Here is a 25,893-nt window from a genome sequence, read left to right on the forward strand (position 1 = left end):
CCCTACGAAGAGCGATCCTCACTTCCCTCTCGCCGCCGTCGGCGTCAGCCCGAACCGCCTGCGGAAGCAGCGGTTGAAATAAGAGAGGTCGTTGAAGCCGCAGGCAAACGCGATGTCGCTGATGCGGCCCTCGTGGTGGGCGAGGAGGTCGGCGGCCTTGCGCAGGCGCAGTTCGTTGAGGCGCGTGGTGAAGCTCGCGCCGGCTTCGAACAGCAGCTCGTTGACGTAGCGTTCGGAGAGACCGGCGGCGGCGGCGAGCTTTTGCGCGGAAAAATCCGGTTCGTGGAAGCGCATCTCCAGGATCGACAGCACGGCCTTGAGCCGCACGGCGCGCAGGCCCCGGCGGCGGGCCGCGGCTGCGGTATCGCTGCGGGCGCCGAGACCGATCGCGGCGAGATCGAGCAAATGGGCGGCGATCGCCATGCCGGCCTCGTCGGCGGCGGCAGGGTGGCGCAGGAGGAGATCGCTGTAGTCCATCGCCAGCGACAGCGCGCCGCCGGGCTCGAGCTCGCAGCCGACGAGATCGTCGACATCGGGCACCATCGCCCGCAGCGTATCGACCGGCAGATGGACATTGGTGAAGCGCTTGTGGCTGGCGCCGTCAGCGGCGAAAAACGGCTCGTCCAGCTTGAGCAGCACCATCGATCCCGGCCGCATGGTGAACTCGCGGCCGCGATGGACCACCTGCGAAGAAAGATCTCCGGTATTGCGCGCGAGGCAAAAACGGTCGTCGCCGGTCTCGATCACCTGGTGCTTCTCCCGCCGCACCGTGACGAAGCTGCCGTCGCAGCGCCCGAGCATGGTGGTGCCGATGTGGATCGAGTTCATCGTGGCGCGAAACGGCACGTCGGATGCCGGATCCAGCTCGCCGGTGTTTGAGAAATGCTCGAACAATTCGGCGAAGCGAATGAAGCGCTGCCGGTCGGACAGGTCCTGCGGGAGCATGTCGGTGGAGAGCGCTTTCCTGATGACGGACATCGAAAGGACTTCCAACAAAGACTTTTTCGAAAAAGCGTCGTGCGTGAAACCGGCCGAACCTCGCAGGCAAGAGATGAACCCGTGCTGAAGGCGGCCGCCCGCAGGCTATCAGCACGCCAACGTGAATCAAGCTGCGCCGGTCAGTCCAAGCCGTGACGTCGCCGGCGCCGGACAGTCCAAGACGGTCCGCATCGGCGGGCTCTATTCGGGCGGCGGTTGCGGCATCCGCCACACAGGGGCTGCATCCGGGCAACCGGGCGGGCCCAGCCTGACGCCCGCTGGAGGAGACAACGACATGCGAACCTCTCTACCCCGCAGCTTCGTGCTCGGCGGCGTCATCGCGACCAGCCTCTGCATCGGTTACGCGCTGGGCGCGCAGCCGCACATGGACGAGGCCATCGCGATCCTGCAATCGGCGCGCGCCGAGCTCGGCAAGGCCGAGCCGAACAAAGGTGGCCATCGCGAGAAGGCCATCGGGTTGATCGACCAGGCGATCGCCGAAGTGCGCGCCGGCATCGCATTCGCCGTCGGCCATTGAAGCAACGGCACTCGGGAGGACAAGACATGATGCGCACCCTGTTTGCCGCAGCCGTCGCGCTCGGCGCGATCACGGGCGTTGCCCAAGCGATGCCGCTCGCCACGCTCGGCGCGAGCACGAGCGGCGACGTCATCGCGGTCGCCGGCGGCTGCGGCCCCGGCTGGCATCGCGGCCCCTACGGCGGCTGCCTGCGAAACTACGCCAACCCCGCCGCGCATGCCTGCCCGCGCGGCTACCATATCGGTCCCGGTGGCCGCTGCCGCGGCAATGGCAGGTAGAGGCTGAACACTCCGCCTCTCCCGTTCGTCGGGAGAGGCGCCTGCGGACATCGCCTCCCCTCGCCGTCCGGCACGCCGACCAGCAAAACCAAATGCTTTTCGCGACCGTCATTCCGCGACGTCCGACCGCGGCGAGACCGCGCGTTCCTGCTTGCTACCTCAGCGGGACTATGCGCAGAATACATCCCATTTTATAAACGCAATCGTTGATTGAGTCCGAGGAGTGCCGGCTCGGGCCTGAAGCGCTTCCTCGTGAAATTGCCGGAGCAGCCCATGCCAGATCAGGATGGCGCGCGGACCGCTGGTACTGCCGAACCGGAACACCCGCTTAGCAGGATGAATGCCGGCGGGACGGCCGACGCCGCCCGGTCGAAACGCAAGCTGGTGCTGTTCGCCGACGGCACGGGCAATGCGTTCACAGCCCAGGAATCCAGCGTCTGGCGTCTCTACGAGGCGCTCGACCACACCCAGCCGGACCAGATCACCCACTACATCAAGGGCGTCGGCACCGCCGGCTGGGCGCCGCTCGCCGCGCTCGACGGCGCAACCGGTTTCGGCGTGCCCTCCAACGTCCGCAAGCTCTACCGCTTCCTGTGCTGGAACTGGCGCGAGGGCGACGAGATCTACATCTTCGGCTTCAGCCGCGGCGCCTTCACCGCGCGCACGCTGGCGTCCATGATCGCGAGCCAGGGCCTGGTGCCGGCGGAGATCGAAGGCACGCCGGTGTCGCATGAGGAGATGGGGCGCAACGCCATGGCCGCGTGGCGGGAATACCGCCGCGACACCGTGCCATGGAAGAAGAGCCTGCCGACGATCTGGATCGCGCGCTTCATCCGCGATTTCCTGCTCTATCTCTATCATTCGATCTGCGGGCACCGTTCCTACGCCGATGTCCGGGCGGCGATGAACGGTCGCAAGGACGTCGACATCGAATTCATGGGACTGTTCGACACGGTCGAGGCCTTCGGCGTCCCGATCGAGGAGCTGCGCGTCGCGATCGACTGGGCGATCTGGCCGATCTCCTTCCGCAATCACCGGCCCTCGCGCAAGGTGAAGCACATCTGTCATGCGCTGGCGCTGGACGACGAGCGCACCACCTTCCATCCGCTGCGGATCGACCAGAGCCATTTGGCGGCCGACCAGACGGTCAAGGAGGTGTGGTTCACCGGCGTCCATTCCGACATCGGCGGCGGCTACCCGGATTCCACGCTGTCCTTCGTGCCGCTGGTCTGGATGACCGATCAGCTCGAAGGCCGGCTCCGTTTCCAGGACGGCGAGATCGAGCACTTCAGGGACTACCAATCGGCGATCGGACCGAAGCACGATTCGCGCAGCGGCGCCGCCGTGCTCTACCGTTACGGACCACGCCCGGTCCTCGCCGGTGAGGTCAATGGCGGGCTGCCGGTGGTGCACTTCGCCGTCATCGAACGCATGCTGTTCGGCTGCGACGACTACGCGCCGATCATGCTGCCGGCGGACGCGCTGGTGCTGATGCCGGACGGCAGCAAGCTGAACCTCATCGCGGACAGTACCCGCGGGGTGATGAAGCAGGCCTATCTGGCGAAAGCCAAGGGCCCGCGGCGCGAAAGCGAGGCCGAAGCCTTCACGCGCATGAGCACGCCCAGCGCCGAAATGGCCAGGCTCACGCGCGACACCGTGTGGTTGCGGCGCGTCGCCTATTTCTCGCTGCTGTTCATGGTCGGCGTGATCGCGGTCTGGCCGTGGATCGCCCGCAGCCTGATCGGGGTGTCGAAGGATAACGGTCTGCAAGGCACTGTGGTGCTGCACGTCATCGCCACCATCGATTGGCTCGTTGGCGCCGTGCTGGGTCCGCTCGCCAATCTCGTCAGGAACGTTCTGCCATCCTATGCGGCGCCGTGGCTCGACATCACGCTGTACTACCCGTTCGCCACCTCGATCGTCCTGGCCATCACCTACCTGATCTGGCGCAGGAACACGGTGCTGCGCGACACCATCCAGGAACGCGCGCGGCTGGCCTGGAGCAGGCCGCACCGCATGGCAAGCCGGCGGCATGTCGACGAGCCCGGCATGCTGCTCCGCTTCGCCCGATGGATGCGGCTGAATGCGGGGCCGGCCCGCTGGTTCTTCGTCAGGCTCGTGCTGCCGGGCATCTTCCTGTTCATCATCTTCTACGCCGCACTGCTGATCGGAGCGACCAGCGTCTTCACGGCCCGCACCGCGACCGGAAATATCTGCGCGACGCCCGGGCCGGAGGCCGGGACGCCGGTGCCCGACGAGCCGGTCGATGCGCCCGGCCGCTTCGCGACGAGGGAGTTTTGCTGGTGGAGCGGCCTTGCGGTCGAGAAGGGCCGCAAATACCGCGTCTGGGTCGAGATCGAGGATCCCTGGTTCGACCGCACCATCATGAGCGGCACGAACGGCTTCATGACCTATTTCACGCCTCACTACCTCGCCCTGCCGACGCTCCGTCAGTTCGGCGCCGCCTGGTTCCAGCCCGTGGTGCGCATCGGCACGAAGGGAATGAGCGACATTCCGCTGCAGGCCGTCAACGTCATGCCGGCCGAGGAATTGCCGCGCCGGATGAATCCGACCATTCCGGCGGAGGACGATGCGGACAAGCGCAAGGGCAGGTATCCGACCCAGCTGGACAAGACGAAGGAGTTCGAGGCACTCCCCGACAACAATCCGCTCAAGCTCGCTGTCAGCAAGCTCGGACCTTTCGACCCGGTGCCGAAGGATCCCACGGCGCGCACGATCTGGGAGGACCAGAAACTGTCGGGACGGCTGGTGGCCGAATTCGTCGCGCCCGACGCCGGCGATCTGTTCTTCTACGTCAACGACGCCGTGCAGATTTACCCAGCACTGCTGCCGGCAGCGTTGCGGCCGGCGATGCTCGACGCGGTCCAGGGGCCCTATGAGCAGTTCTACAAGAACAATGCCGGCACCGCGCGCATCATCGTGCAGCGACTGCCGAGCCTGCCGATGCCGACGGACAAACCGGCCGCGACGAAGCAGTAGGCGTCCGGGACGCCGCCTCATTGCGGCCCCCATGATTATGGGTGTCGCGGCGTGCCTGCTGCGGGTAAACTTGCCGTGCGCCGCGGGGGACACGCGGTGCGGGACGATGGACATGAGCGAACAGGGCGAGACGGGTGACGCCATCACCATCCTCCTCGTCGAGGATGACGCGCCGACCTGCTGGCGGCTGCAGGATGCGCTGGTCAAGGCCGGCTACGAGGTGCGCAGCGCCGGCACGCTGGGAGAGGCCCGGTCGGCGCTGGGCGAGGCGGCACCGCGCGTGCTGCTCACCGCTTCCCGACGGCCATGGCGTCGAGCTGATCCGCGAGGTCCGGCAGCGCTTTCCCGACACCGAGATCATGGTGATCTCGGCGCTCGGCGACGAGGAGAGTGTGATCTCCGCGATCACGGTCGGCGCCACCGGCTACCTGCTCAAGGACGCCTTCCCCACCGATATCGCCACCACCGTGCGCGATCTGGTCGCCGGCCATTCCCCGATCTCGGCCTCGATCGCCCGTTTCATCGTGCGGCGAACGCAAAATTCGGCGGAGCCGCCGCCGGGCCCCGCACTCAACACCGCAAGACTGACCCCGCGCGAGATCGACATCCTCTGGGGCATCGCCAAAGGTTTCAGCTATGCCGAGATCGCAAGCCATCTCGGCCTGTCCAGGCAGACCGTGCCCGGGCACATCAAGAACATCTATCGCAAGCTCGAGGTCCACACGCGCAGCGAAGCGGTGTTCGAGGCCGTCCAGCAGGGCCTGATCAAGCTGTGAGCGAGATCGCGGCGAAGGCACCGGTCAAACCCGCGCGGCGCCGGCTGCTGGCCGCGCGCCTCGTGCCTTACCTGCTGCTCCAGGCGTTGATCGTGATCGCCACCATCCTCGGGCTGCGGCTGCTCCAGCCGAGCGACCCCGACGATTTTGCCTTGAGCGGATTTTCGCTGCGGGAGGACGGCGCGAGCCGTCCCGTGACGCTGCCGCACTTCACCTCGTCGCGTTACTCTCTGGCCGATCCGCCGCTCTACACCGGCGCCTTCACGGTTGGGCGCGGCGATGCGGCGACGGGATGGTCGGTGTTCCTGCCGCGTTTCAGCAATGCGGTGGAGGTCGCCGTCAACGGTGTCGTCGTGCTCGATTCCCGCCGCGATTTCAACGCCAACCGGCCGGACCGTAACACGCCGCTCATCGCGCTCATTCCCGCATCGCTGCTGCGTGACGGCGGCAACGAGATCACGGTACGGCTGTTCGTATGGGGACCCTTGAAGGGTTTTCTCGACACCGTCTATGTCGGTCCCGATGCAGCCTTGCGTCCCGCCTATGAGACACGCACGCTGCTGTTCGTCACGTTGCCGGTGGTGTTCTCCGCCTGGCAGTCCATCCTCGCTGTCATCCTTGCGATCATGTGGCTGATGCGGCGCCGCGAGCCGGTCTACGGCGTGCTGGCGGCGGCGATGGTGCTCGGCGTGGTGCAGGCGTTCGTTCCGCCGCCGGTGCCGCCGGCCACCACGTCGCGGCTTGCCGCGGTGCTGCTGGCATCGGCACCGACCGAGAGCGCGCTGATCGTCGTGTTCGGCGTGCTGTTCTTCGGCTGGCGCTGGCCGCGTTACGGTGCGCTGCTGTTCGCGCCGGGCATCGTCGTGTTCGTGGTCGGGCTGATCGCCGGGCCGCCACTGCCGCGCATTCTGTTTCTCCTGCTTGGCATCCCCACGGTCGGGGTCTGCCTGTTCCTGATGGCCTGCGTCTCCGCGGCCGCGGTTGTGCGGCGGCAGGATGCCGCGAGCTTCACGCTCGGCTGCGCGGTGAGCATCGTGCTGACCTGCTGGGTCCACGACATGCTGTCGGTGTCCGAGATCGTCACCAACGAACGCATCTTCGTCTCGCGCCTGTCCTATTCGGCGATGCTGGTCGCGATCGGCGCCGGCCTGACCTGGCGCTTCGCCCGCGCGCTGAACCAGGTCGACAGCTTTGCCGGCCAGCTCGTGACGCGCGTGCGCGAGGCCGAGGAGCGGCTGAAGGCGAGCTTTGCCCGCGAGGAGGCGCGCGCCCGGGCCGCCGCGCTCGCCAACGAGCGCACGCGGCTGATGCGCGACCTGCATGACGGCCTCGGCGGCCAGCTCGTCAGCATCGTCGCGCTGTCCGAGCGCGGCCATGAGGGTGCGACCATCACGGACGCCGCCCGCGCGGCGCTGAAGGATCTCCGTCTCGTCATCGACTCCATGGACGACATCGGCGGCGACCTCATGCTCGCGCTCGGCTCCTGGCGCGAGCGCGCGGCGATGCAATTGCGCCCGCACGACATCGCGCTCGACTGGCGCGTGGCGACGCCGCAGGGCCTGCCGCTGCATCCCGAGCTCAGGCCATGGCACGTCATCCAGATCGTGCGCATCCTCGACGAGGCCGTGACCAATGCGGTCAAGCACGCGCACGCCGGCAATATCGCGGTCATGATCGAGACGCTCGACGCGGACCAGGGGCCGTACGGCGTGATCAGCGTGACCGACGACGGCCGCGGTTTTGCGCTGGCCGGCAATTGCGAGGCCGCGGGCGCGAGCCAGACCGCGCGGGGCTTGCGCAACATGAGAAGCCGCGCCGCGCGCTGCGGCGCGGTGCTCGATCTGAGCTCGGATGCCTCGGGCACGCGGGTGCGGCTGCAATTGCCGCAAATCTTTCCCGACAGCGACGCCGCTGCCGGCTGAAAAGCCCCCCTCCCCGAACGTGTGGGACGCACGGAGAGAGGGAACGGGCCGGATGATCTTCATGCGGAGGACGGGGGGGTCGTCCGCAAGTCATCCCGTCGCCCGAAGTCTTTCCTCTCCCTCTCCCCGCTTGCGGGGCCGCGACGAGCTTCGCTCGCGCTGAGAGGGTCGGGGTGAGGGGGCGTCTCCGCAAGGACGGCGACAGTTAGACTCGTGGAGAGTCCCCCTCACCCGAATTCGAGCTACGCTCGAATTCGACCTCTCCCCGCAAGCGGGGCGAGGTGAAGAAAAGCTCAGCGAACACCGACGCGATTGACCGGGCCGCCGCGATTCATCGGCGTGCCGGCACGTACGCCGACACCGGGCGCACCGACGCCGGGCGTCGCGACCGCAGCCGCCGCGAGCGGGGCTCCCGGCGCGACCACCACCGCCGCCGTCGGCCGCACCACGCAGCCCTTGGGCACGCCGACCGTCTTGCAATAGACCACCGCCTGCGCCGGGCTCGTGCCCAGCGACACCATCGCCGCACCCGCCAGCGCCATGATCGTCAGCCCGGCGCTCAGCACTCCCGCTCTTTTCGACATCTTGCTCTCCTGCTTCCCGTTCGGCGTCCCGGTGCAATCACCGGGTTCGCAGCCGACGTGCAGTCTGAATGGCAAAAGACGGCGTACGGATACATGCCATGAAGATGGGGGTACGCAGGCCAGAAGCGCGATCCGATGCCATGAACATGGCATGGACCGGCACCAGACCTCCGCGAGATGGTCCGCCCGCTTGATCCCGAACGGGACCACCCGACAAGCCCAAAGAGGTGTTTTATGAAGATTTCGATCCTTGCCGCGCTGCTGCTTGCCGCCACCGCCCTGCCCGCCGCGGCACAATCCGGTCCGACGCTGCAGGAGCAGATGGCCTGCCGCGGCGACGCCAGCAAATTCTGCGCCGAACATGTCGGCAAGCCGCCGCAGATGAACGCCTGCCTGCGCGAGAACAAGTCGAAGCTTTCGGACGGCTGCCGCAAGGTGGTGGAGTCGCACGGGGGCTGAGCTAGCGGTCATTCCGGGGGCGCGCCAACGGCGCGAGCCCGGAATCCATCGCGCTGCGGTCGCCGCGGATAAATGGATTCCGGGCCTGCGTGCTGCGCACGCATCCCGGAATGACGAGGCGCTGCCGGATGGGCATGGACGATCTCGCCGTCGCCGATCCGCAGCGGTTGCAGGTGCGAGGCATTGACGGCTTGCATGTCGCGGACGCCTCGGTGATCCCGATCAGGATCTCCCGCAACATCCAGACGCCGACGATCCTGATTGCCGAGCGCGCAGCGACCGCGATCCTGGGTTAGGTGCTAGTCGTCGTCGGGGCCGAACAGCCTGATCTGCGGGAAGCCGCCGCGCGGCCGGCCCGCGTAATCGCGCGCGTCTGAATCTTGGCGGATGTTGCGGGCCACGTCGTCCCAGTCGGTCCGGTCGCGCATGCCGCGGGGATCGCGGGACTCATAGCGGTGACGCTCGGACCAACGCTCGCGGCGATCCATCCGGCGCCGTTCGGACGCGGCACGCTTCACGTCAAAATCCCTCGCCTTGGCATAGGCGTTGTCAGGTGAGGAGGACGGCTCTGTCGAAGCCTGCTGTTCGACGGGCTTTGCGGCCTGCGGAGGCGATGGCGATGCCGGTTTCGGCGGCTCGACCGCGGCCGCTTGCGACGGCTGCGGCGCAGGCGGCTCGGCGTTCGCCGGAGTGACCTGCGTGTCGGGCCTTGTCTCAGGCTTGGCGTCGTCGCGCGCCTGCGCGGGTGCGGCGATCATCGTGCCGAAGGCTTGCGAGCCGGTGAGATATTGCACGCGCTCCGACGGCGCATTGCTCTGGACCGGCGCGATAACCGCTTCCGTGCGCTGCGCCAGCTTGCCGGCATCCGGCCCCTGCTTGGGCGCGATCGGATTCATGATGTTGCCGGCGACGATGCCGCCACCGAGACCAATAGCGATGGCCGCGACGATGGTTCCGGCACCGACGAAATAGGCTGTCGAGGCGCGCATTGGTCCACTCCCTCTTTTGGAGCGGGCAACGCCTGGAGATTGCCGGATGTTCCTGATATCGGCGGTTCCCTCAGCGCGATGGCTCGCCATCGTGCCTCAGCTCATTGTTTGAGCATGATGTTTTCGGAAACCGCGCGTCAGATCTGCTGCGCGACCTTCTCGAGCCCAATGATGCGGGCGAGCTTGCGCACTTCCTCTTTCTGGTCGTCACGCAGTTGGAACAGGAGCGGCATCGCGGCCGACTTCAACTGCTGGACCTCGTCGCAGTTCGGATCGATCTGCGCGCCGGGCGGCGCGTTCGGATTCGACAGCTTGTTCGCCTGGATCCTGCGGACGACGTTGCGCAGCGCCGTCTCGACCGAAGGCCAGTAATATTCCTGCGACGACGACAGCTTCAGACGATCCTTGATGCCCGAAATCTGAACGTCGGAGAGCAGCGAATAGAACTTCTGCGGCTGCGGCTTGGCGACGACTTTCGGCTTGGCCGGGACTTCGACGGCGGGAGCTTCCGCCGTGGGCGCCTCGTTCACGCTCGCCGATGAACCCGTCTTGGACATCGGAAAATCGGACGGAGTGGCGGCGGCAAAGGCCTGGCGCAGCGGCTCGGTCAGCACCGGCGCCTGCGCAAGCTTGTCGGCGGGCACCTGGACCGGCTCGATCGCGGCCGAGGCCAGCGCCAGGGTCGGAACCAGACGGTCGGCCTTGGCGGCGCGGTTGGTCGCGAGCGGTTTCGGCGGGGCCTGGATGATCATCTCGGCGCTAACGCTGGGCACGCTGTCGCGTCCGAGAATGGCGGTGGTGGCGGCACCGAGGACGAGGAAACAGGTCAGAACGACGATGGTGATGGCTTTGGACAAACGTCTCTCCGAGGGGGAGGGGCGGTTCACGATGTTGTCAACGGTGCCCGGGAAAAAGGAACGAATTAAGGCTTGAGTGTGCCTTTGCGGCGACAATCACCATGCCTATGGCGACACGACTAAAAAGCCGAGTAAAATCAAGCAGCTGAGGCCAGATCGTAGGCATCCTGGATGTCCGCGACGATTTCGGAGGCCTCCCAGACCGCGCGCGGCTCGACCGATTGCAGCGTCACCGTCCAGTTGCCCCCCCGGCGGGTGCGGGGGACGCTGACGATATCGAAGCGCACATTGCGGCACAGCGGGTGGCGGGCCAGCGCATGGGCCACGCGGACGCGGATTTCGTCCAGCGAAGCCGCCGTCTTGGAGTTGAGAAAATCGAAATCCATCGCCTGTCCCTCTCGGTCCTGATTGGCGGCCTTGAGGGGGATTCTGGGCGGGCGATGGTTAATCTGCCGTTAAGTGAGGGGGAATCGAGCCATGCAGGATTAACTGTGATCGATGCGACGGCACCTGGTCTCCCTCGCTCCGTTCATACGGGGAGAGGGAGAGGAGCCTACCGCCCACCCGCCGCGCGATATTCCGCGAGCGTCGACGCGACGAGATCGTCAACCGCGAGCACATCGGTCACGCCGGAGGTCGAGTGCCCGCCGCTCCAGATATCGCGCCAGCGCTTTGGCCGGTTCTCGCGCGCGTTGACGTCGATGTCCTTGGCGATGTCGATCGCCCCGCGCGCCGGCAGGTCGTCGGGATCAAGCCCCGCAGCGACGATCGACGGCTTCAGCATGCTGGTCTGAAGCCCCGTGAACGCGGTGGTCAGCAGGATGTCGTCGGCGCTGCTCTCGACCAGCATCCGTTTGTAACGATCATCCGCCATGCTCTCGCGCGTCGCGATAAACTTCGTGCCCATGTAGCCGAGATCGCAGCCGAGCACTTCCGCGGCATGCAGCGCGCGGCCATCGCTGATGCCGCCCGCGAGCACGATGATGCCATCGTAGAATGCGCGCACCGCGCGGACGAAGGCGAACGGATTGAGCCAGCCGGTCTGCCCGCCCGCGCCCGCCGTGAGCAGCACGAGTCCATCGGCACCTGCTTCCGCCGCACGTTCGGCGTGGCGGATCGAGGCGACATCCGCCAACACCAGCGCACCGGCGTCATGCAGCGGCTTGAGCACTGGCGCGGGCGAGCCGACCGAGGTGATGACGATCTCCGGCCTGTGCCGCAGCAGCACCGCGAGATCCTGCTCCAGCCGCGCATTGGAGCGGTGCACGATCAGGTTTGGGCAGAGCGGCGCCGCCTTGCGGCCGGCTTGATCTTCATGCCGGCGCAGCCGCGCTTCGATCTCGCGGAGCCATTCGTCGAGCTGTTCCGCGCTACGGCAATTCGCGCTGGGAAAGCTGCCGATCACGCCGCTCTGGCAGGCCGCGACCATGAGCTCGACACCCGACACCAGAAACATCGGCGCGGCGATCAGCGGCAGTGCCAGGCGATCGCGGAAACGTTGCAGCCGATCAGACGTCACGCATGCCTCCCTCGCGCGGGCTGTGTCGTTCCATCCCGCATTCCCTGTGCTAGTACCCACTTTTCTTGGAACGTGAGTCGTGATTCAAGGTCGGGATGATACCCGAAGCAAGAGAAGTCCACCTTTCGAGGAAAGATCGCAAGGTGCTTGAGGCGTGCTGTCGCTCACCGGTGACGTTGCAGCGCGATTTGAAGCGGGCGCGGATAGTTCTGTTGGCGGCGGATGGGCGCAGCACCCGGTCGATCGCCAAGGAAGTTGGGGTCCAGCCGCGGATTGTCAGCCTTTGGCGGCATCGCTATGCCGACCATGGCCTTGAAGGGCTGCAAGACAAGCCGCGGCCTGGCAAGCAGCCGATCTATACGAAGACGACCGACAAGCGGATTCTGAAGCTGCTGGATAAGCCGCCACCGCAAGGGTTTGCGCGCTGGACCGGCCCCCTGCTGGCCGAGGCGCTGGGCGATGTCGATGTCCAATATGTCTGGCGGTTCCTGCGCAGCCACAAGATTGACCTGGTGGCTCGCAAGTCCTGGTGCGAGAGCAACGACCCGAACTTTACGGCCAAAGCCGCCGATGTTGTCGGCCTCTATGTCGCGCCGCCGGCGAAGGCCATTGTGCTGTGCGTGGACGAGAAGCCCTCGATCCAGGCTTTGGAGCGAGCGCAGGGTTATCTGAAGTTGCCCAATGGCCGCGCCTTGACCGGCCAAAGCCACGATTACAAGCGGCATGGCACCACAACATTGTTTGCGGCGCTCGAAGTCGCCACCGGAAAGATCATCGCGACCCATTCAAAACGCCGGCGCCGCGTCGAGTTTCTCGATTTCATGAACAGCGTCACCGCGGCTTTTCCGAACCGCAAGCTTCACGTCATCCTCGACAACCTCAACACCCATAAAAAGAACGAGGACTGGCTCAAGGCCCACCCCAACGTGCAATTTCATTTCACGCCGACAAGTGCGTCATGGCTCAATCAGGTCGAAGTATGGTTTTCCATCTTGCAGGGGCAGTCGCTCAGCGGCACCTCCTTCACGAGCCTCAAGCAGCTTCAGGAACACATCGATGCCTACGTCAACGCATACAACGACAGAGCCGAGCCCTTCGTCTGGACCAAGAAAAAGGTCCGTCAACGCCGTTTCAAAGGCCGCCGTATCACTCAGCTCTGATTCCGGGTACTAGCGTTACGGCAAACATTGGCACGCCAGAAGCCGATGACAAAGCAGCGAGGAAACATATGTCAGATCCGCTCCACGCATCGTCCCCGACTTGCGCACAGGCGCTGCGGGCGCTGGCGCGCTATCCCGGCCGCACCGCGTTCGCCTGGCCTGGCGGATCGCTGAGTTATCAGGGCACCATCGACCTGATCGGGCGCATCCAGGGCGTGTTCATGCGGCTTGGAGTGCAGCCCGGCGCGCGCGTCGCCTTCCTCACTGCGAACCGCGCCGACACCTGGTGCGCGGGTGTCGCAGCGCAATTGTCGAGGTTTTGCGTCACCTGGCTGCATCCACTGGGATCGCGGGGAGACCAGCTGTTCCAACTCGAGGATTCCGAGGCCGAGGTGCTGGTGGTCGATGCGGCCGCGTTCCGCGATCGCGGCGGCGAGCTTGCCGCGAGTGCGAGCCGGCTCAAGGCGGTCTTCACCACGGGGCCGGCCGGCTATGGCGTCGACCTGTTGCAGGCGATCGAGATCGGAGGCCATGCCAGCGCTCATTGCCTCGCCGGCCCTGACGATCTCTCCACGCTGAACTACACCGGCGGCACGACCGGCAAATCCAAGGGCGCGCTGCGCTAGCACCGCGAAAATGCCGGGGCTGCCGCCGCGATCCTCGCCGACTTCGAAATCCCGGAAGATGCGCGCTATCTCGCGGTCGCCCCGATCAGCCATGTCGCCGGCACCAAGGTGCTGCCGACCCTGATGCGCGGCGGCACCGTGCACATGCTGAAGGGTTTCGATCCCGAGGCCGTGCTGGCGACCATCGCGCGCGAGCGCATCAACTTCACGCTGTTCGTGCCCACCATGATCTATGTGCTGCTCGATCATCCCGCTCTGAGCAGGACCGACCTCTCCTCGCTCGAGCTCGTGCTCTACGGTGCCTCCGCGATCTCGCCGAGCCGGCTGATCGAGGGCATCGAACGGATCGGGCCGGTGTTCTCGCAGCTCTACGGCCAGACCGAATGCTATCCGATCTCGGTGCTGCGCAAGAAGGACCATGATCCCCGGACGCCCGAACTGTTCCTGTCCTGCGGCTTCCCGATTGCGGCCTGCGAGGTCAGGATCCTCGACGACAATGACCAGGAGGTGAAGACGGGCGAGGCCGGCGAGATCTGCGTGCGCGCCCCGCATGTCATGGCGGAATACTGGAAGCGGCCTGACATCACCGCCGAGACGCTGAACAACGGCTGGGTCCACACCGGCGACATCGCGCGCAAGGACGAGCGCGGCTACATGTTCATCCTCGACCGCAAGAAGGACATGATCGTCTCCGGCGGCTTCAACATCTTTCCGCGCGAGGTCGAGGACGTGCTGTCGCAGCACGCCGATGTCGCGATGGTCGCGGTCGTCGGCATCCCCGACGAGAAATGGGGCGAAGCCGTCACCGCCATCGTGGTGCCGCGCGAAGGCGCAAAGCCCGATCCGGACGAGCTGATCAATTTCGTGAAGACGCGGAAAGGTTCGGCGCATGCGCCAAAGCAGATCCAGTTCGTCAAGCAATTGCCGATGACCGGCGTCGGCAAGATCGACAAGAAGGTGCTGCGCGCGGGATTCTGGAGCGGGCGGGACCGGATGGTGGGGTAGTCGTCTCGATCTGCAACTTGTGGCAGGCGGCACCGTGCAGGCCCCCGCGCCCGACCCCGGGATTTTACGGTGTCGCTGTGACCGGCGAACAACAGCGCGGAAGGGACTTTTCAGGCACGCCGTCCGCGCGATTGCGGGCGAATCAACGAATCAACTAGACCGCTGATGGGGCTGGGAAGCGGAGTATCAAATGAGAGTCGCTTCCTTGGAAAGTGCGTTGGCCGCGATCACGTTGATCACGGCTATTGTTGTCCTGCTGTGGGAGATCAAGATCGTCTACGGCAGTTGAACAGGCAGGACGCTGGCGTCGAACAGAGACCTCCGGACAAGAGAAGAGGCTCGCGACCAGGGCATCCCTTCCGCGGCGGCGGAAGTCTGCCGTTCCTTCGGCTCAAGGAGCGATCACGGCGCTTGCCGTCACGCTCACCGCTTCTCGATCACCAAACTCTGCACCGCGCGACCGAAATAGCCCTGCCGATCCGCCAGCCGCGACATGGCGAGTCCAGCGCCATCAGGGCCGATCCAGGAGTCGCCGTCGAGCAGGATCCACTCGCCGACCGGTTGGCGCGCAAGGCTCACGGTGAGATCGGCGTTGATGTAGGTCCAGGCGCGGAAGTCGAGCGTCGAGGCGGTGCCGTTGGAAAAGTCGGCGGCGACCACGGCGCGCATGGCCTGCGAGATCGCTTCGCCCTCGATCAGGGAATGGTCGACGCGAAACCAGATCGCGCCCGCACCGGCCTGGCCGAAGCGGCCGCGCGCGGCGCGCATCGAGACCGAGCGCACGAACGGGCTGGTGGCGGCATGACCGTCCTCGACCAGCGAATCCTCCGGTGACGGCAGCGTGAGCGGGACTTCCTTGACGTCATCCGGCAGCGCCTGCGCCTGACGCCTGATCTTCAGCACTGTGGCGCCCACGACCTGCACGCCATCGGCGAGCAGCTTGATTTCGCAGAGCTGAATCTTGCGGCCCTCGCGCAAGACCTCGGTCTCGATCGTGAGCGGCGCCACCGGCACCGGGCGCATCAGATCGATGGTGACGCGCGCGATGTCCATCGTAACAGGCGTCGGAATACGCTCGGCCGCCCACGTCACCAGCGATGCCGGCGCCGAGCCATGCTGCATGCGCCGGTCCCACGGACCCGCAGCGTCAGGGCTGGTGACGACACTGTTGCCGTCGACACGGTAGATCGGGGGCATGGTGCAGATCTCTGTTGGCTGAGACGCTCGGAGTTCCAATGACAGTGTCGTCCTGGCGAAAGCCAGGACCCATTACCCCAGGGAGAAGTTGTGGCGCGCAACTCTCAACTCCAAGTCTTCGCCAAACTACTCCCTGGGGTAATGGGTCCTGGATCTGCGCTCCGCTCCGCTGCGCTTGTCCAGCACGACGGAGGAAAGATACGCGCGCTGCAATACGCAATAGCCGCCGTTCACAACGGCGGATCGATCGCCTCGTCGTATTCCTTCTTGAAGCGCGCGATCAGCTCGGCGGCAGGCAGAACCTGGTCGACGCTGCCGATACCCTGGCCCGAGCCCCAGATCTCCTTCCAGGCCTTCGGCTTGGCGCGCTCGCCGGAGGCGTCGGTGCCGAAGTTCATCTTGGACGGATCGGACGTCGGCAGGTTCTCCGGATCCATGCCGGCGGCGAGGATCGAGGGCTTCAGATAATTGCCGTGCACGCCGGTGAAGAGGTTGGAATAGACGATGTCGTCGGCCGTCGACCCCGCGATCATCTCCTTGTACTTCTCGACAGCGTTGGCTTCCTTGGTCGCAATGAAGGCCGAGCCGATATAGGCGAAGTCGGCGCCGAGGATGCGCGCGGCGCGGATCGCCTTGCCGTTGCCGATTGCGCCCGACAGCGCGATCGGGCCGTCGAACCACTTTCGCGTTTCCGCCACGAAGGCAAGCGGCGAGATCACGCCGGCGTGACCGCCGGCGCCGGCCGCGACCAGGATCAGCCCGTCGGCGCCCTTCTCGATCGCCTTGTGCGCGAATTTCTGGTTGATCACGTCGTGGAAGACGATGCCGCCCCAGCCGTGCACGGCCTGGTTCAGTTCCTCGCGCGCGCCGAGCGAGGAGATGATCATCGGCACCTTGTACTTGGCGCAGAGCTGCATGTCGTGATCGAGCCGGTTGTTCGACTTGTGCACGATCTGGTTGACCGCGAACGGCGCCGACGGCCTGTCGGGATGCGCGCGATCATAGGCCGCGAGCTCTTCGGTGATCCGCGCCAGCCATTCGTCGAGCAGCTCGGGCGGCCGCGCGTTCAGCGCCGGAAACGAGCCGACGACACCCGCCTTGCACTGCGCGATCACGAGATCGGGCACCGAGATGATGAAGAGCGGCGAGCCGATCACGGGGATCGACAGGCGCCCTTTGAACAAGGCAGGCATGGACATCGCGAAACGATCCTCTATTGGCGGTCAAATCGAAGTTGGGAGCCATACCAACAAGGCAATCTTTCCACTGTCAAGTACTGCGTTTTGCCGCCGCGGAAGATGCCGTTACCGCAATTCCAAGCCGCGGAATTCCTCTTCCGTCATTCCGGGGCGCCGAAAGGCGCGAGCCCGGTATCCGTCTGACCTCCGCACGCGTGGGCGAAATGGATTCCGGGTTCGCGCTTCGCGCGCCCCGGAATGACCATGAGACATCACGCAATCAGGTCCGGATTGATCAGCCGCTCGAACGAGAACATCTCGTCCCACTTCTCCTGCGTCAGCAGCTTGCGCTCGACCACCACGATCTGGTGCAGCGACTTGCCGCTCTTGTAACCCTCGCGCGCGATCTCGGCGCATTGCTTGTAGCCGAGCAGCGGCTTCAGCACCGTGACGATACCGAGCGAGTTCAGCACCATGTTGCGGGTGTGCTCCGCGTTGGCGGTGATGCCGACGACGCAGTTCTCGCGCAGGCTGTTGACCGCGCGCTCCATGGTGCGGATCGAGAAGAACAGCGCGAACGAGATCACCGGTTCCATCACATTGAGTTGGAGCTGGCCGGCGGACGCGGCAAGCGTCACCGTGGTGTCGAGGCCGATGACAAGGAAGCTGGTCTGGTTGACGACCTCGGGGATCACGGGATTGACCTTCCCCGGCATGATCGAGGAGCCCGGCTGGAGCTGCGGCAGGTTGATCTCGTTGAAGCCGGCGCGCGGGCCCGAAGCCAGCAACCGGATGTCGTTGCAGATTTTTGTCAGCTTGCTCGCCGTGCGCTTGAGCACGCCGGAGAGCTGCACATAGGCACCGGTGTCCGAGGTCGCTTCGACGAGGTCGCCGGCGAGAATGAAGTCGATGCCGGTCAGCGCGCTCAGATGCCGGACGGCGAGCTTGGGATAGCCGTGCGCCGCGGTGACGGAGGTGCCGATCGCGGTCGCGCCGAGATTGATCTCGCGCAGCAGCGCCCGTGCCTCGGAGATACGATCGACCTCCTCGCCCATGGTGGTACCCCAGCCGCGGAATTCGGCGCCGAGCGACATCGGCACGGCGTCCTGAAGATGCGTACGGCCCATCTTCAGCACGCGGTCGAACTCACGGCCCTTGGCGAAGAACGCCTCCTGGAGCTGGCGCAGCGCCGTCATGTAGCTCTCGAGCCGCAGGATCAGCGCGAGGCGGAAGGCGGTCGGATAGGTGTCGTTGGTCGACTGGCCGTAGTTCACATGATCGTTCGGGCTGACGTGCTGGTAGTCGCCTTTCTTGAAGCCCAGCGATTCCAGCGCGAGGTTGGCGATCACCTCGTTGGCGTTCATGTTGGTCGAGGTGCCGGCGCCGCCCTGGATGAAGTCGGTGACGAATTGATCCATCATGTCGCCGGCAATCACGCGGTCGCAGCCGAGGATGATCGCATCGGCCACCCTGGCGTCGATCACGCCGAGATCGCGATTGGCCATCGCCGCGGCCTTCTTCACGTAACCCAGCGCCTTCACGAAGTAAGGCTCCTGGTTCATCGGAATGCCGGTGATGTGGAAGTTCTCCTTCCCGCGGATGGTCTGGACGCCGTAGTAAATATCGTCGGCGATCTCACGCTGTCCGAGGAAATCCTGCTCCGTACGGCTCATGGGCGCTCCTGGTTGCTCGCGCGCGGCGTCGTCACGTCAGTTCTGGCACAGCGCGCTGGTCACGAAAGTATCGGTGCGGCAGTCGTCCGGTTTGCGTTGCCTGCCCGGGATGAGAACCTTGGCCGAGCATTTCTCGGCGGAGTCGGCGTTGAGGCTCTTGCCTTGCTTGTAGCCCTTGCCCTGGCAGAGCTGGTCGGCGGCCTGCTTGCAATCCGGCGCGCCGTTCGACGAGACCGGACAGGCCACGCGCCCCGAGACCATGGTCGAGGGCGTGGCCAGCCGCGACAGGTCATTCATGGTCTCGCTCGGACTTTTGATCGGCGGCAGGATCGAGGGCAGCTTGTCGAACAGCTTGCCCATTTCGTTGATCAGCCCGGGATTTTCCCCGCCCGCCGGCGGGGCAGGCGTCGATGGTGGCGGAGCAGCCTGCGGCCCCTGCTCCTGCAAGCCGAGCGCCGGCGGCGCGGATTGCGGCCATCCAGTCCCGCCCGCACCCAGCAGGAGCAGCAGCACTGCTGACGTCAGCGTCCCAAGCCGCACGGCCGGATTGCCGGATCGAACCATCATGACGGCAACCGTAGCCGAAGCCGGCGCAGCGGCAAAGCGCTGCGGATGCGTTATCCGTCGAGCATGAACTATCCGCAAAACCGCTTCACGCTTTGCGCTGACGCGGCCCTTCGGGTCCGGATCATGCTCTAGATCAGCTTGACCGCCACCACGAAGCCGAGCACCAGCACGGCGGCACCGAGCGCGACCCACAGACCGAGATGCTTCTCGATCCGAACCCGGATCCAGTCGCCATAGCGGTTGAGCAGGATCGCGGCGATGAAGAAGCGTCCGCCGCGCGCGACGATCGAGCACAGGACGAACAGGCCGATATTGTAGCCGGCAAAGCCCGAGGTGATGGTGACGAGCTTGTAGGGGATCGGCGTCAACCCCTTGAGCAGGATGATCACCGCACCCCACTCCGCATAGGAGGCGCGGAAGGCATCGACCTTGTCGCCGAGGCCATAGACCTGGATCAGCCAGTGGCCGACCGAGTCGAACAGCAGCGCACCGATGGCGTAGCCGAGCAGGCCGCCGAGCACCGAGGTCGCGGTGCAGACCGCCGCGTAGACCCAGGCGCGCTGCGGGCGCGCCAGCGACATCGGGATCAGCATCACATCCGGCGGAACCGGAAAGAAGGAGCTTTCGGCGAAAGCCACGGCTCCCATGATCCAGAGCGCGTAGGGCTTGTGGGCGGCGTCGATGCACCAGTCGTAGATACGTTTCAGCATGGCGCCGCGATGAAGCACCATGGGACGGATTTGTCCATGCCGAGATTGAGGCGAATTATGACGGTTCTAGTGGCGCTTGCGCGCCGTACGGCCCTCGAGCGCGACAATTGGCCGCCTCGCAGCGACGCGCGGTGACGCAACTTTGGGCAGCTTCATCGCCGACTTCGGCAGTTTCTCGGCGATGCCGAGCATGTCTTCCCGCCGCGTCATCTCGCGCCAGACGTCCTCGGGGCGCACGCCGGCCGAGGCCCAGAGCACGGTGAGGTTGTAGAGCAGGTCGGCGCTTTCCCGGACCACGGCATCGGTGTCGCCATTGACGGCATCGATGACGACCTCAATGGCCTCTTCGGCCAGTTTCTTCGCCATTTTGGAGGGGCCACGCTGAAACAGCCGGGCGGTGCGCGATGTTGCCGGATCAAGGTCTCTGGCCGCGAGCACAGCCAGATATAGCCGCTCAAGCGAATCACTCATGGTACTCAAAACTACTCTAAACCAATGGCGAACGCGTTAACGCCCGGCAATTAAAGCAAAAAACAGGCCGGCGCGGCAAGTGCGACGGCCTGTTTTGGTCAACCCTTGGTAGCCAAGGTCTGGTCGCCAGGGCTGGTCTTCAAGGCTCGTCGTCAAGGCTAGTAGCAGTTGGTGTAATAGCCTTGGCCGCAGAGCTCGGAGGGGGCGGTGCCGCCGTAGCGCTGATACTGGTAGTTCGGGCCCGGACCGTAATAGGGGCCGTCGCCGTAATAGGCAGGGCCGCTGTAATAGGCCGGACCGCCATAACCGCCATAATAGGGCCCGTTGTCGTAGGCATAGGCATTACGGGTCGCGGCGATGGCAAGGCCGGTGCCGACGATGCCGGCAAAGGCTGCGGCAGCCGCTGCGCCACCACCACCACGCCAGTGACGGCCGCCGGCGTATGAGGCGGTCGGAGCGACCGCAGTCAGCGCCAGCACCGCAGCGGTGGCGAGAACGGCCTTGCGGCCGGCCAGTCTCGAAAATCGGTCGAACATGTCCTGGACCCTCCTTGGGACCTCGAATGGTGCCTGCGCAGACAGGCTCATGTCTTTCAAACACCCACGTCCCATGTTGGGTTCCCGAACCCCAACACAAGCTGAACGGGGTTGCGTAATCGTGACGCAACCACCGCTCATCCGCCGTTCATATTGGCGCGCGCAGGCTCGTCGCCGGCCGGCGCTGCGAGCGTCACGAAACCACAACAATGCGGGACCGGCGCAACTGATGTCAGAATTCAAGACGATCATTTCTCGTTGCCTGCTGGCGCTCTCGATCTCGCTTGCGACACTGACCGCACGCGACGTCACGGCGGCCGAGACCGCCGTGCCCTCCGTCGCGATCCACTTCACCTTCGACCGCCCGATCGATGCGAGCATGGCGCCGTTCTTCCTTGCCGCGAAGGACGGCAAATTCGGCGCCGAGCGCCTCAACGTCTCCTTCAACACCGCGCCCGGGTCCCCGGAGACGCTCGCGCGCGTCGTCAAGGGCGACAGCGAGCTCGCGCTCGTCGACATCAACGAGCTGATCCGCTTTCGCGACAAGGACGAGGCGGCGCCGCTCAAGGCGGTGTTCGTGCTGTTCAACCGCGCGCCCTACGCGATCGTCGCGCGCAGGAGCCGCGGCATCCACCTGTTGCCCGATCTCGACGGCAAGACCGTCGGAGTCGCCGACAGCGATCTGTCGATGCGGCTGTGGCCGGCACTGGTGCAGCAGAACGGCATCAACGTGTCGCGCATCAAATTCCACAAGATGAGCGCGGCGGTGCGCGAGCCGATCCTGTCCGCAGGGCAAGTCGATGCCGTCGCCGGCTTCAGCTATCTCTCGGCGGTGAACCTGCGCGACCGCGGCGTGCCCGGCGACGATCTCGTGGTGCTGCGCTACGCCGACTATGGCTGCGAAGCCTATGGCTTTGCCGTGGTGGCCAACCCCGCTTTCGCCGCGGCGAAGCCGGACGCGCTTAAGGGATTTGTCCGCGCCTTGATCGCGGGTATCAACGCGACCGTCAAAGAGCCCGCCCGTGCGGCGGACGAGGCCGCGAGCCGTATCGACGACGGCGACCGCGACCTCGAACTGGAGCGCCTGCGCACCGTGCTCGTCGACAACATCCTGACCGACGAGGTCAAGCGCAACGGCCTCGGCGGCATCGACCCGGCGCGGCTGGACCGCTCGATCGACCAGATCGCCCAGGACTTCAAATTCCGCAAGCGGCCGGCCGCGGGCGACATCTTCGACGACCGGTTCCTGCCGCCGGTCGCAGGGCGGCTGATCAATTGAGCAAAACCGCTAGCTTCCGCTGTATCTCGCGGGCGATCCCTGCTTAGAATACGGGCCCCGTTATCCGCCCGAGTTGCCGGTCCGCATGTCCATTTTCAGCCTTTACACCCGCGTTCTCGAGCTGCTCGGCAAGGAGGCGCGGCTGGGCTGGCTGCTGGCGTTTGCCAATCTCCTGCTCGCCGCCTCGCAATTCGCCGAGCCCGTCCTGTTCGGCCGCATCGTCGACGTGCTCTCGGGCAAGTCAGTCGCCGGTTCGAGCTCGGCATGGCCCTTCCTGGCTGCCTGGGTCGCGTTCGGGCTGTTCACCATCGCATGCAGCGCGCTCGTTGCGCTGCAAGCCGACCGGCTGTCCCACCGCCAGCGCCAGGCGGTGCTGACCGACTATTTCGAGCACATTCTGCAACTGCCGCTGACCTTCCACTCCGGCACCCATTCGGGCCGGCTGATGAAGGTGATGCTCAACGGCACCGACGCGTTGTGGCGGCTGTGGCTCGGCTTCTTCCGCGAGCACTTTGCCGCAATCCTCTCGGTCGTGGTGCTGCTGCCGCTGTCGCTCTATCTGAACTGGCGTCTCGCGATCCTGCTGTTCGTGCTCTGCATCGTCTTCACGGCGCTGACGACTTTCGTCGTGCGCCGGACCTTCGGCATGCAGATGGCGGTCGAGGAGCACTACAGCGAGCTCTCCGCGCGGGCCTCCGACGCGCTCGGCAACGTCGCGCTGGTGCAGAGCTTCGTGCGCGTCGAATCCGAGGTGCAGGGGCTGCGCTCGGTCGCCAATCAATTGCTCGAAGCCCAGATGCCGGTGTTGTCCTGGTGGGCGCTCGTCACCGTCATCACGCGCGCCTCCACCACCATCACTGTGCTCGCGATCTTCACGCTCGGCATCGCCCTGCACGACCAGGGGCTGACCTCGGTCGGCGAGATCGTGATGTTCGTGAGCTTTGCGACGCTGCTGATCCAGAAGCTCGAGCAGGTCGTGAGCTTCATCAACAACGTGTTCATGGAAGCGCCGCGCCTGCGCGAATTCTTCAACGTGCTCGATGCCGTGCCGGCGGTCCACGACCGTCCCGACGCGATCGACGCCGGACGCCTGTCCGGCCTCGTCGAGTTCAACGACGTCACCTTCTCCTATGACGGCAAGCGGCCGGCGGTCGAGGACCTCTCCTTCACCGCGCTGCCCGGCCAGACCGTCGCGCTGGTCGGCCCGACCGGCGCCGGCAAGTCCACCGCGATTGCGCTGTTGCATCGCGCCTTCGATCCGCAATCCGGCTTCATCAGGATCGACGGCATGGACGTGCGCGGCGTTACACTGACCTCGCTGCGGCGAAACATCGGCGTCGTGTTCCAGGAAGCGCTCTTGTTCAACCGCTCGATCGCGGAGAATTTGCGCGTCGGGAAGCCGGATGCGACCAAAGCCGAGATGCGCAAGGCGGCCGAGCGCGCACAGGCGCTCGAATTCATCGAGCGCAGCGGCGGGTTCGAGACCAATGCCGGCGAGCGCGGCCGCATGCTCTCCGGCGGCGAACGGCAGCGGCTGTCGATCGCGCGTGCGCTGCTGAAGGACCCGCCGATCCTGATCCTGGACGAGGCGACCAGCGCACTCGACGCCGTTACCGAGGTCAAGGTGAACGCCGCTCTCGACGAAGTGATGAGGGGCCGCACCACCTTCGTGATCGCCCACCGCCTCGCCACCATCCGCAACGCCACGCGGATCCTGGTATTCGAGAACGGGCGCGTGACCGAAAGCGGAACTTTCGATGAACTCGTGGCCAAAGGCGGCCATTTTGCCGAGCTCGCCAGGGCCCAGTTCATGGTGCAGGAACAGTCACAAGCCAACACACGGGCCAGCGTGACGGCGGCCGAGACTATCGCGACTGCGGCCAAATCCCCCTAGCAAGTCCCCGCAGGACCGCCGAAATTCGGCCTATTTCATTGCGGAATACCGCGCCGAAACCCCTATTCTCGACGCAGGAGCCGGTATAGGTTTGCGACGCCGCAAGCGGCGGCGCCGGAATTCAAAACCCGAAACTCAGATCACGAGAACCGTCCGGAACCGGCGGATCTCCAAGGACCGGAATCGGATAGTGCACGCCTTTCGCCCGCTGCTTCGCAAATCCCTGTTCAACCTGTTCGCCGCGGCCCTCGCATGCGCCGCGCTGCTCGCGCCGCGCGCGGCGAGCGCCGAAGCGCTGCTGCTGATCGAAGCCGACAGCGGCAAGGTGTTGCAGGCGGATAACGCGACCATTCCCTGGTATCCGGCATCCGTCACCAAGATCATGACCGCCTATGTCACGTTGAAGGCGGTGAAGGACGGCAGGCTCACGCTCGACACGCTGCTCACGGTGTCGCCGACCGCGGCCTCGCAGTCGCCGTCGAAAATGGGGTTCCGCCCCGGAACACAGCTCACCGTCGACAACGCTCTGAAGATGATGATGGTCAAGTCGGCGAACGACATGGCCGTGGTGCTCGCCGAAGGCGTCGGCGGATCGATCGACGGCTTCTCCGTCATGATGAACGATACTGCCAAGAAGCTCGGCATGACGCAGACGAGCTACGTCAATCCGAACGGCCTGCCCGCCGATGGTCAGATCACGTCCGCGCGGGATCTCGGCATTCTCGCACGCTCGTTCCTGCGCGACCTGCCGGAATACGAATACTTCGTGCACATTCCGGCGATCCGTTTCGGCAAGCGCGTCACCGGGAATTTCAACAAGCTGATCGGCCGCTATCCCGGCGCCGACGGTTTCAAGACCGGCTTCATCTGCGCGTCCGGTTACAACCTCGTCGCCTCGGCCACACGTAACGGCCGCCGGCTGATCGCCGTTGTGCTCGGCGCCAATTCCGGAACGGCGCGTGCGGTGAAGGCGGCGCAGCTCCTGGAGCGCGGCTTCAGCCAGGACAATCTGTCGTGGCTGCGTCCCTCGCTCGGCACCGTCGAAAACCTCGTGCCGGTCGACGCCTCGCCGCCGAACCTGCGCGACGACATGTGCGGCGGCCATCGCAAGCGGCCGGCGAGCGACGACGACGATGCCCTGATCGCGGCCAATGGCGGCACGACCGGATCGGCCTCCGCCACCGGCGGCGAAGCCCAGGTGACCTTCTTCACCGCCGGGCTTCAGCCGCCCCTGATGAAGGCCTCCGAACTGATGGCCTCGGCGCCGGCGGCAGCCGAGCCCGTGCTGGTCTATACCGGCCCGACCCGCACCGGCACTGCCCTGATCGCCGCGGTCGCAGCCGATGCCGACCAGCAGGCCACGCCGAAGGCGCGTGGCAAGAAGTCGCGTGTCGCCAAGAAACCCGACGCAGCCGACAAGCCGGCCGATAAGCCGAAGGACACCAAGACGGCGGCAGCGAAGCCAGGCGCCAAGGGTGATGTGAAGGGTGACGCAAAGGCTGACACCAAGACCGCGGCCAAACCCGCGGGGACCAAGCATGCCGCGGCGAAGCCCGATGCGACGAAACCCGCCGCAAATAGCGATCAGCCGGCAAAACCCGCCAAGCCCAAGGCCGCGACCAAGCCTCCCGCCAAGCCGGCCAACAACAGTTAACGCCCCTGCGAATTAAACCGAAGCCGGCGCTTCGCACCTGCGG

At 65.6% G+C, this 25,893-nt stretch carries 23 protein-coding genes and 2 pseudogenes; 12 read left to right on the plus strand and 13 right to left on the minus strand.

Annotated elements, in window-relative coordinates:
* Window positions 1–18 precede the first annotated feature (18 nt).
* Entirely contained in the window at window positions 19–978 is a 960-nt protein-coding gene (locus tag ACFLEY_RS43705; protein WP_060912755.1) for an AraC family transcriptional regulator, read from the minus strand.
* Window positions 979–1,273: 295 nt separating this feature from the next.
* Between ACFLEY_RS43705 and ACFLEY_RS43710 the strand changes: the two genes are divergently transcribed.
* From ACFLEY_RS43710 to ACFLEY_RS43730, 5 genes and pseudogenes are all read left to right on the plus strand, one after another.
* Window positions 1,274–1,516, plus strand: coding sequence for a hypothetical protein (locus ACFLEY_RS43710; RefSeq protein ID WP_060912754.1), 243 nt, complete (start codon window positions 1,274–1,276; stop codon window positions 1,514–1,516).
* A gap of 26 nt (window positions 1,517–1,542) precedes the next feature.
* On the plus strand, window positions 1,543–1,794 hold the full coding sequence (locus ACFLEY_RS43715; protein WP_373565437.1) for a GCG_CRPN prefix-to-repeats domain-containing protein: 252 nt from the start codon (window positions 1,543–1,545) through the stop codon (window positions 1,792–1,794).
* Between the two features lie 273 nt (window positions 1,795–2,067).
* On the plus strand, window positions 2,068–4,794 hold the full coding sequence (locus tag ACFLEY_RS43720) for a DUF2235 domain-containing protein (protein ID WP_060912752.1): 2,727 nt from the start codon (window positions 2,068–2,070) through the stop codon (window positions 4,792–4,794).
* A 112-nt stretch (window positions 4,795–4,906) separates the two neighbouring features.
* Window positions 4,907–5,570: pseudogene (locus tag ACFLEY_RS43725) on the plus strand (LuxR C-terminal-related transcriptional regulator).
* The gene (locus tag ACFLEY_RS43730; RefSeq protein ID WP_060909292.1) at window positions 5,567–7,492 is read left to right on the plus strand and encodes an ATP-binding protein; all 1,926 of its coding nucleotides are present in this window, start codon (window positions 5,567–5,569) and stop codon (window positions 7,490–7,492) included. Before ACFLEY_RS43725 ends, ACFLEY_RS43730 begins: the two are co-directional and overlap by 4 nt.
* Before the next feature lie 293 nt (window positions 7,493–7,785).
* Here ACFLEY_RS43730 and ACFLEY_RS43735 read toward each other — a convergent pair whose 3' ends face one another.
* Window positions 7,786–8,076 carry a hypothetical protein gene (locus ACFLEY_RS43735; protein ID WP_211434352.1) on the minus strand — a complete coding sequence of 97 codons (291 nt, stop codon included), beginning with the start codon at window positions 8,074–8,076 and terminating at the stop codon, window positions 7,786–7,788.
* A gap of 234 nt (window positions 8,077–8,310) precedes the next feature.
* On the opposite strand from ACFLEY_RS43735, the gene ACFLEY_RS43740 reads away from it, so the two are divergent.
* Together ACFLEY_RS43740 and ACFLEY_RS43745 are read left to right on the plus strand one after the other, a co-directional pair.
* A complete protein-coding gene (locus ACFLEY_RS43740) occupies window positions 8,311–8,535 on the plus strand; it encodes a cysteine rich repeat-containing protein (protein ID WP_028173581.1) in 225 nt (74 codons plus the stop codon).
* 128 nt (window positions 8,536–8,663) lie between these two features.
* Complete coding sequence (locus ACFLEY_RS43745) at window positions 8,664–8,831, plus strand: GMC oxidoreductase (RefSeq protein ID WP_396604442.1); 168 nt, start codon at window positions 8,664–8,666, stop codon at window positions 8,829–8,831.
* Window positions 8,832–8,834: 3 nt separating this feature from the next.
* On the opposite strand, the gene ACFLEY_RS43750 is transcribed toward ACFLEY_RS43745, so the two are convergent.
* The 4 genes from ACFLEY_RS43750 to ACFLEY_RS43765 form a co-directional block, all read right to left on the minus strand.
* Window positions 8,835–9,524 (minus strand): hypothetical protein, encoded by a 690-nt coding sequence (locus ACFLEY_RS43750; RefSeq protein WP_060909291.1) that lies wholly within the window; start codon window positions 9,522–9,524, stop codon window positions 8,835–8,837.
* 137 nt (window positions 9,525–9,661) lie between these two features.
* Window positions 9,662–10,381 carry a hypothetical protein gene (locus ACFLEY_RS43755; protein ID WP_060909290.1) on the minus strand — a complete coding sequence of 240 codons (720 nt, stop codon included), beginning with the start codon at window positions 10,379–10,381 and terminating at the stop codon, window positions 9,662–9,664.
* A 137-nt stretch (window positions 10,382–10,518) separates the two neighbouring features.
* Window positions 10,519–10,767, minus strand: a complete 249-nt coding sequence (locus ACFLEY_RS43760; RefSeq protein ID WP_028173584.1) for a hypothetical protein — start codon at window positions 10,765–10,767, stop codon at window positions 10,519–10,521.
* Window positions 10,768–10,934: 167 nt separating this feature from the next.
* Entirely contained in the window at window positions 10,935–11,900 is a 966-nt protein-coding gene (locus ACFLEY_RS43765) for a nitronate monooxygenase family protein (protein ID WP_161533198.1), read from the minus strand.
* Window positions 11,901–11,995: 95 nt separating this feature from the next.
* On the opposite strand from ACFLEY_RS43765, the gene ACFLEY_RS43770 reads away from it, so the two are divergent.
* Together ACFLEY_RS43770 and ACFLEY_RS43775 are read left to right on the plus strand one after the other, a co-directional pair.
* Window positions 11,996–13,060, plus strand: coding sequence for an IS630-like element ISRj1 family transposase (locus ACFLEY_RS43770; protein ID WP_026192128.1), 1,065 nt, complete (start codon window positions 11,996–11,998; stop codon window positions 13,058–13,060).
* A 68-nt stretch (window positions 13,061–13,128) separates the two neighbouring features.
* Window positions 13,129–14,691 (plus strand): annotated as a pseudogene (locus ACFLEY_RS43775) (AMP-binding protein).
* A 423-nt stretch (window positions 14,692–15,114) separates the two neighbouring features.
* Here the strand turns inward: ACFLEY_RS43775 and ACFLEY_RS43780 are convergent.
* From ACFLEY_RS43780 to ACFLEY_RS43810, 7 genes are all read right to left on the minus strand, one after another.
* The gene (locus ACFLEY_RS43780) at window positions 15,115–15,888 is read right to left on the minus strand and encodes a thioesterase family protein (protein WP_060909288.1); all 774 of its coding nucleotides are present in this window, start codon (window positions 15,886–15,888) and stop codon (window positions 15,115–15,117) included.
* Between the two features lie 230 nt (window positions 15,889–16,118).
* A complete protein-coding gene (locus ACFLEY_RS43785; protein WP_011084145.1) occupies window positions 16,119–17,087 on the minus strand; it encodes a nitronate monooxygenase family protein in 969 nt (322 codons plus the stop codon).
* A 251-nt stretch (window positions 17,088–17,338) separates the two neighbouring features.
* The gene (locus tag ACFLEY_RS43790; protein WP_011084144.1) at window positions 17,339–18,739 is read right to left on the minus strand and encodes an aspartate ammonia-lyase; all 1,401 of its coding nucleotides are present in this window, start codon (window positions 18,737–18,739) and stop codon (window positions 17,339–17,341) included.
* A gap of 36 nt (window positions 18,740–18,775) precedes the next feature.
* On the minus strand, window positions 18,776–19,306 hold the full coding sequence (locus ACFLEY_RS43795; protein ID WP_011084143.1) for a hypothetical protein: 531 nt from the start codon (window positions 19,304–19,306) through the stop codon (window positions 18,776–18,778).
* A 128-nt stretch (window positions 19,307–19,434) separates the two neighbouring features.
* Window positions 19,435–20,037: a YqaA family protein gene (locus tag ACFLEY_RS43800; RefSeq protein WP_161533195.1), complete on the minus strand. Its 603-nt coding sequence runs from the start codon at window positions 20,035–20,037 to the stop codon at window positions 19,435–19,437.
* 45 nt (window positions 20,038–20,082) lie between these two features.
* The gene (hisE, locus tag ACFLEY_RS43805) at window positions 20,083–20,487 is read right to left on the minus strand and encodes a phosphoribosyl-ATP diphosphatase (RefSeq protein WP_011084141.1); all 405 of its coding nucleotides are present in this window, start codon (window positions 20,485–20,487) and stop codon (window positions 20,083–20,085) included.
* Between the two features lie 158 nt (window positions 20,488–20,645).
* Window positions 20,646–21,023, minus strand: coding sequence for a hypothetical protein (locus tag ACFLEY_RS43810; protein ID WP_028173590.1), 378 nt, complete (start codon window positions 21,021–21,023; stop codon window positions 20,646–20,648).
* Between the two features lie 229 nt (window positions 21,024–21,252).
* Between ACFLEY_RS43810 and ACFLEY_RS43815 the strand changes: the two genes are divergently transcribed.
* From ACFLEY_RS43815 to ACFLEY_RS43825, 3 genes are all read left to right on the plus strand, one after another.
* A complete protein-coding gene (locus tag ACFLEY_RS43815; RefSeq protein ID WP_060909287.1) occupies window positions 21,253–22,302 on the plus strand; it encodes an ABC transporter substrate-binding protein in 1,050 nt (349 codons plus the stop codon).
* 85 nt (window positions 22,303–22,387) lie between these two features.
* Window positions 22,388–24,196 carry a glucan ABC transporter ATP-binding protein/ permease gene (locus ACFLEY_RS43820; protein ID WP_060909286.1) on the plus strand — a complete coding sequence of 603 codons (1,809 nt, stop codon included), beginning with the start codon at window positions 22,388–22,390 and terminating at the stop codon, window positions 24,194–24,196.
* Between the two features lie 190 nt (window positions 24,197–24,386).
* Window positions 24,387–25,850: a D-alanyl-D-alanine carboxypeptidase family protein gene (locus tag ACFLEY_RS43825; RefSeq protein ID WP_060909285.1), complete on the plus strand. Its 1,464-nt coding sequence runs from the start codon at window positions 24,387–24,389 to the stop codon at window positions 25,848–25,850.
* Window positions 25,851–25,893: the final 43 nt, after the last annotated feature.

This window comes from Bradyrhizobium sp. YCK136, from assembly GCF_044570075.1.
Taxonomy (GTDB): domain Bacteria; phylum Pseudomonadota; class Alphaproteobacteria; order Rhizobiales; family Xanthobacteraceae; genus Bradyrhizobium; species Bradyrhizobium diazoefficiens.

What these genes read in the sequence shown, in the direction of transcription:
- ACFLEY_RS43705 (WP_060912755.1), bottom strand. Translation starts at nt 978, where the DNA reads ATGTCCGTCATCAGGAAAGCGCTCTCCACCGACATGCTCCCGCAGGAC.
- ACFLEY_RS43710 (WP_060912754.1), top strand. Translation starts at nt 1,274, where the DNA reads ATGCGAACCTCTCTACCCCGCAGCTTCGTGCTCGGCGGCGTCATCGCG.
- ACFLEY_RS43715 (WP_373565437.1), top strand. Translation starts at nt 1,543, where the DNA reads ATGATGCGCACCCTGTTTGCCGCAGCCGTCGCGCTCGGCGCGATCACG.
- ACFLEY_RS43720 (WP_060912752.1), top strand. Translation starts at nt 2,068, where the DNA reads ATGCCAGATCAGGATGGCGCGCGGACCGCTGGTACTGCCGAACCGGAA.
- ACFLEY_RS43735 (WP_211434352.1), bottom strand. Translation starts at nt 8,076, where the DNA reads ATGTCGAAAAGAGCGGGAGTGCTGAGCGCCGGGCTGACGATCATGGCG.
- ACFLEY_RS43740 (WP_028173581.1), top strand. Translation starts at nt 8,311, where the DNA reads ATGAAGATTTCGATCCTTGCCGCGCTGCTGCTTGCCGCCACCGCCCTG.
- ACFLEY_RS43745 (WP_396604442.1), top strand. Translation starts at nt 8,664, where the DNA reads ATGGGCATGGACGATCTCGCCGTCGCCGATCCGCAGCGGTTGCAGGTG.
- ACFLEY_RS43750 (WP_060909291.1), bottom strand. Translation starts at nt 9,524, where the DNA reads ATGCGCGCCTCGACAGCCTATTTCGTCGGTGCCGGAACCATCGTCGCG.
- ACFLEY_RS43760 (WP_028173584.1), bottom strand. Translation starts at nt 10,767, where the DNA reads ATGGATTTCGATTTTCTCAACTCCAAGACGGCGGCTTCGCTGGACGAA.
- ACFLEY_RS43770 (WP_026192128.1), top strand. Translation starts at nt 11,996, where the DNA reads ATGATACCCGAAGCAAGAGAAGTCCACCTTTCGAGGAAAGATCGCAAG.
- ACFLEY_RS43780 (WP_060909288.1), bottom strand. Translation starts at nt 15,888, where the DNA reads ATGCCCCCGATCTACCGTGTCGACGGCAACAGTGTCGTCACCAGCCCT.
- ACFLEY_RS43785 (WP_011084145.1), bottom strand. Translation starts at nt 17,087, where the DNA reads ATGTCCATGCCTGCCTTGTTCAAAGGGCGCCTGTCGATCCCCGTGATC.
- ACFLEY_RS43790 (WP_011084144.1), bottom strand. Translation starts at nt 18,739, where the DNA reads ATGAGCCGTACGGAGCAGGATTTCCTCGGACAGCGTGAGATCGCCGAC.
- ACFLEY_RS43795 (WP_011084143.1), bottom strand. Translation starts at nt 19,306, where the DNA reads ATGATGGTTCGATCCGGCAATCCGGCCGTGCGGCTTGGGACGCTGACG.
- ACFLEY_RS43800 (WP_161533195.1), bottom strand. Translation starts at nt 20,037, where the DNA reads ATGGTGCTTCATCGCGGCGCCATGCTGAAACGTATCTACGACTGGTGC.
- hisE (WP_011084141.1), bottom strand. Translation starts at nt 20,487, where the DNA reads ATGAGTGATTCGCTTGAGCGGCTATATCTGGCTGTGCTCGCGGCCAGA.
- ACFLEY_RS43810 (WP_028173590.1), bottom strand. Translation starts at nt 21,023, where the DNA reads ATGTTCGACCGATTTTCGAGACTGGCCGGCCGCAAGGCCGTTCTCGCC.
- ACFLEY_RS43815 (WP_060909287.1), top strand. Translation starts at nt 21,253, where the DNA reads ATGTCAGAATTCAAGACGATCATTTCTCGTTGCCTGCTGGCGCTCTCG.
- ACFLEY_RS43820 (WP_060909286.1), top strand. Translation starts at nt 22,388, where the DNA reads ATGTCCATTTTCAGCCTTTACACCCGCGTTCTCGAGCTGCTCGGCAAG.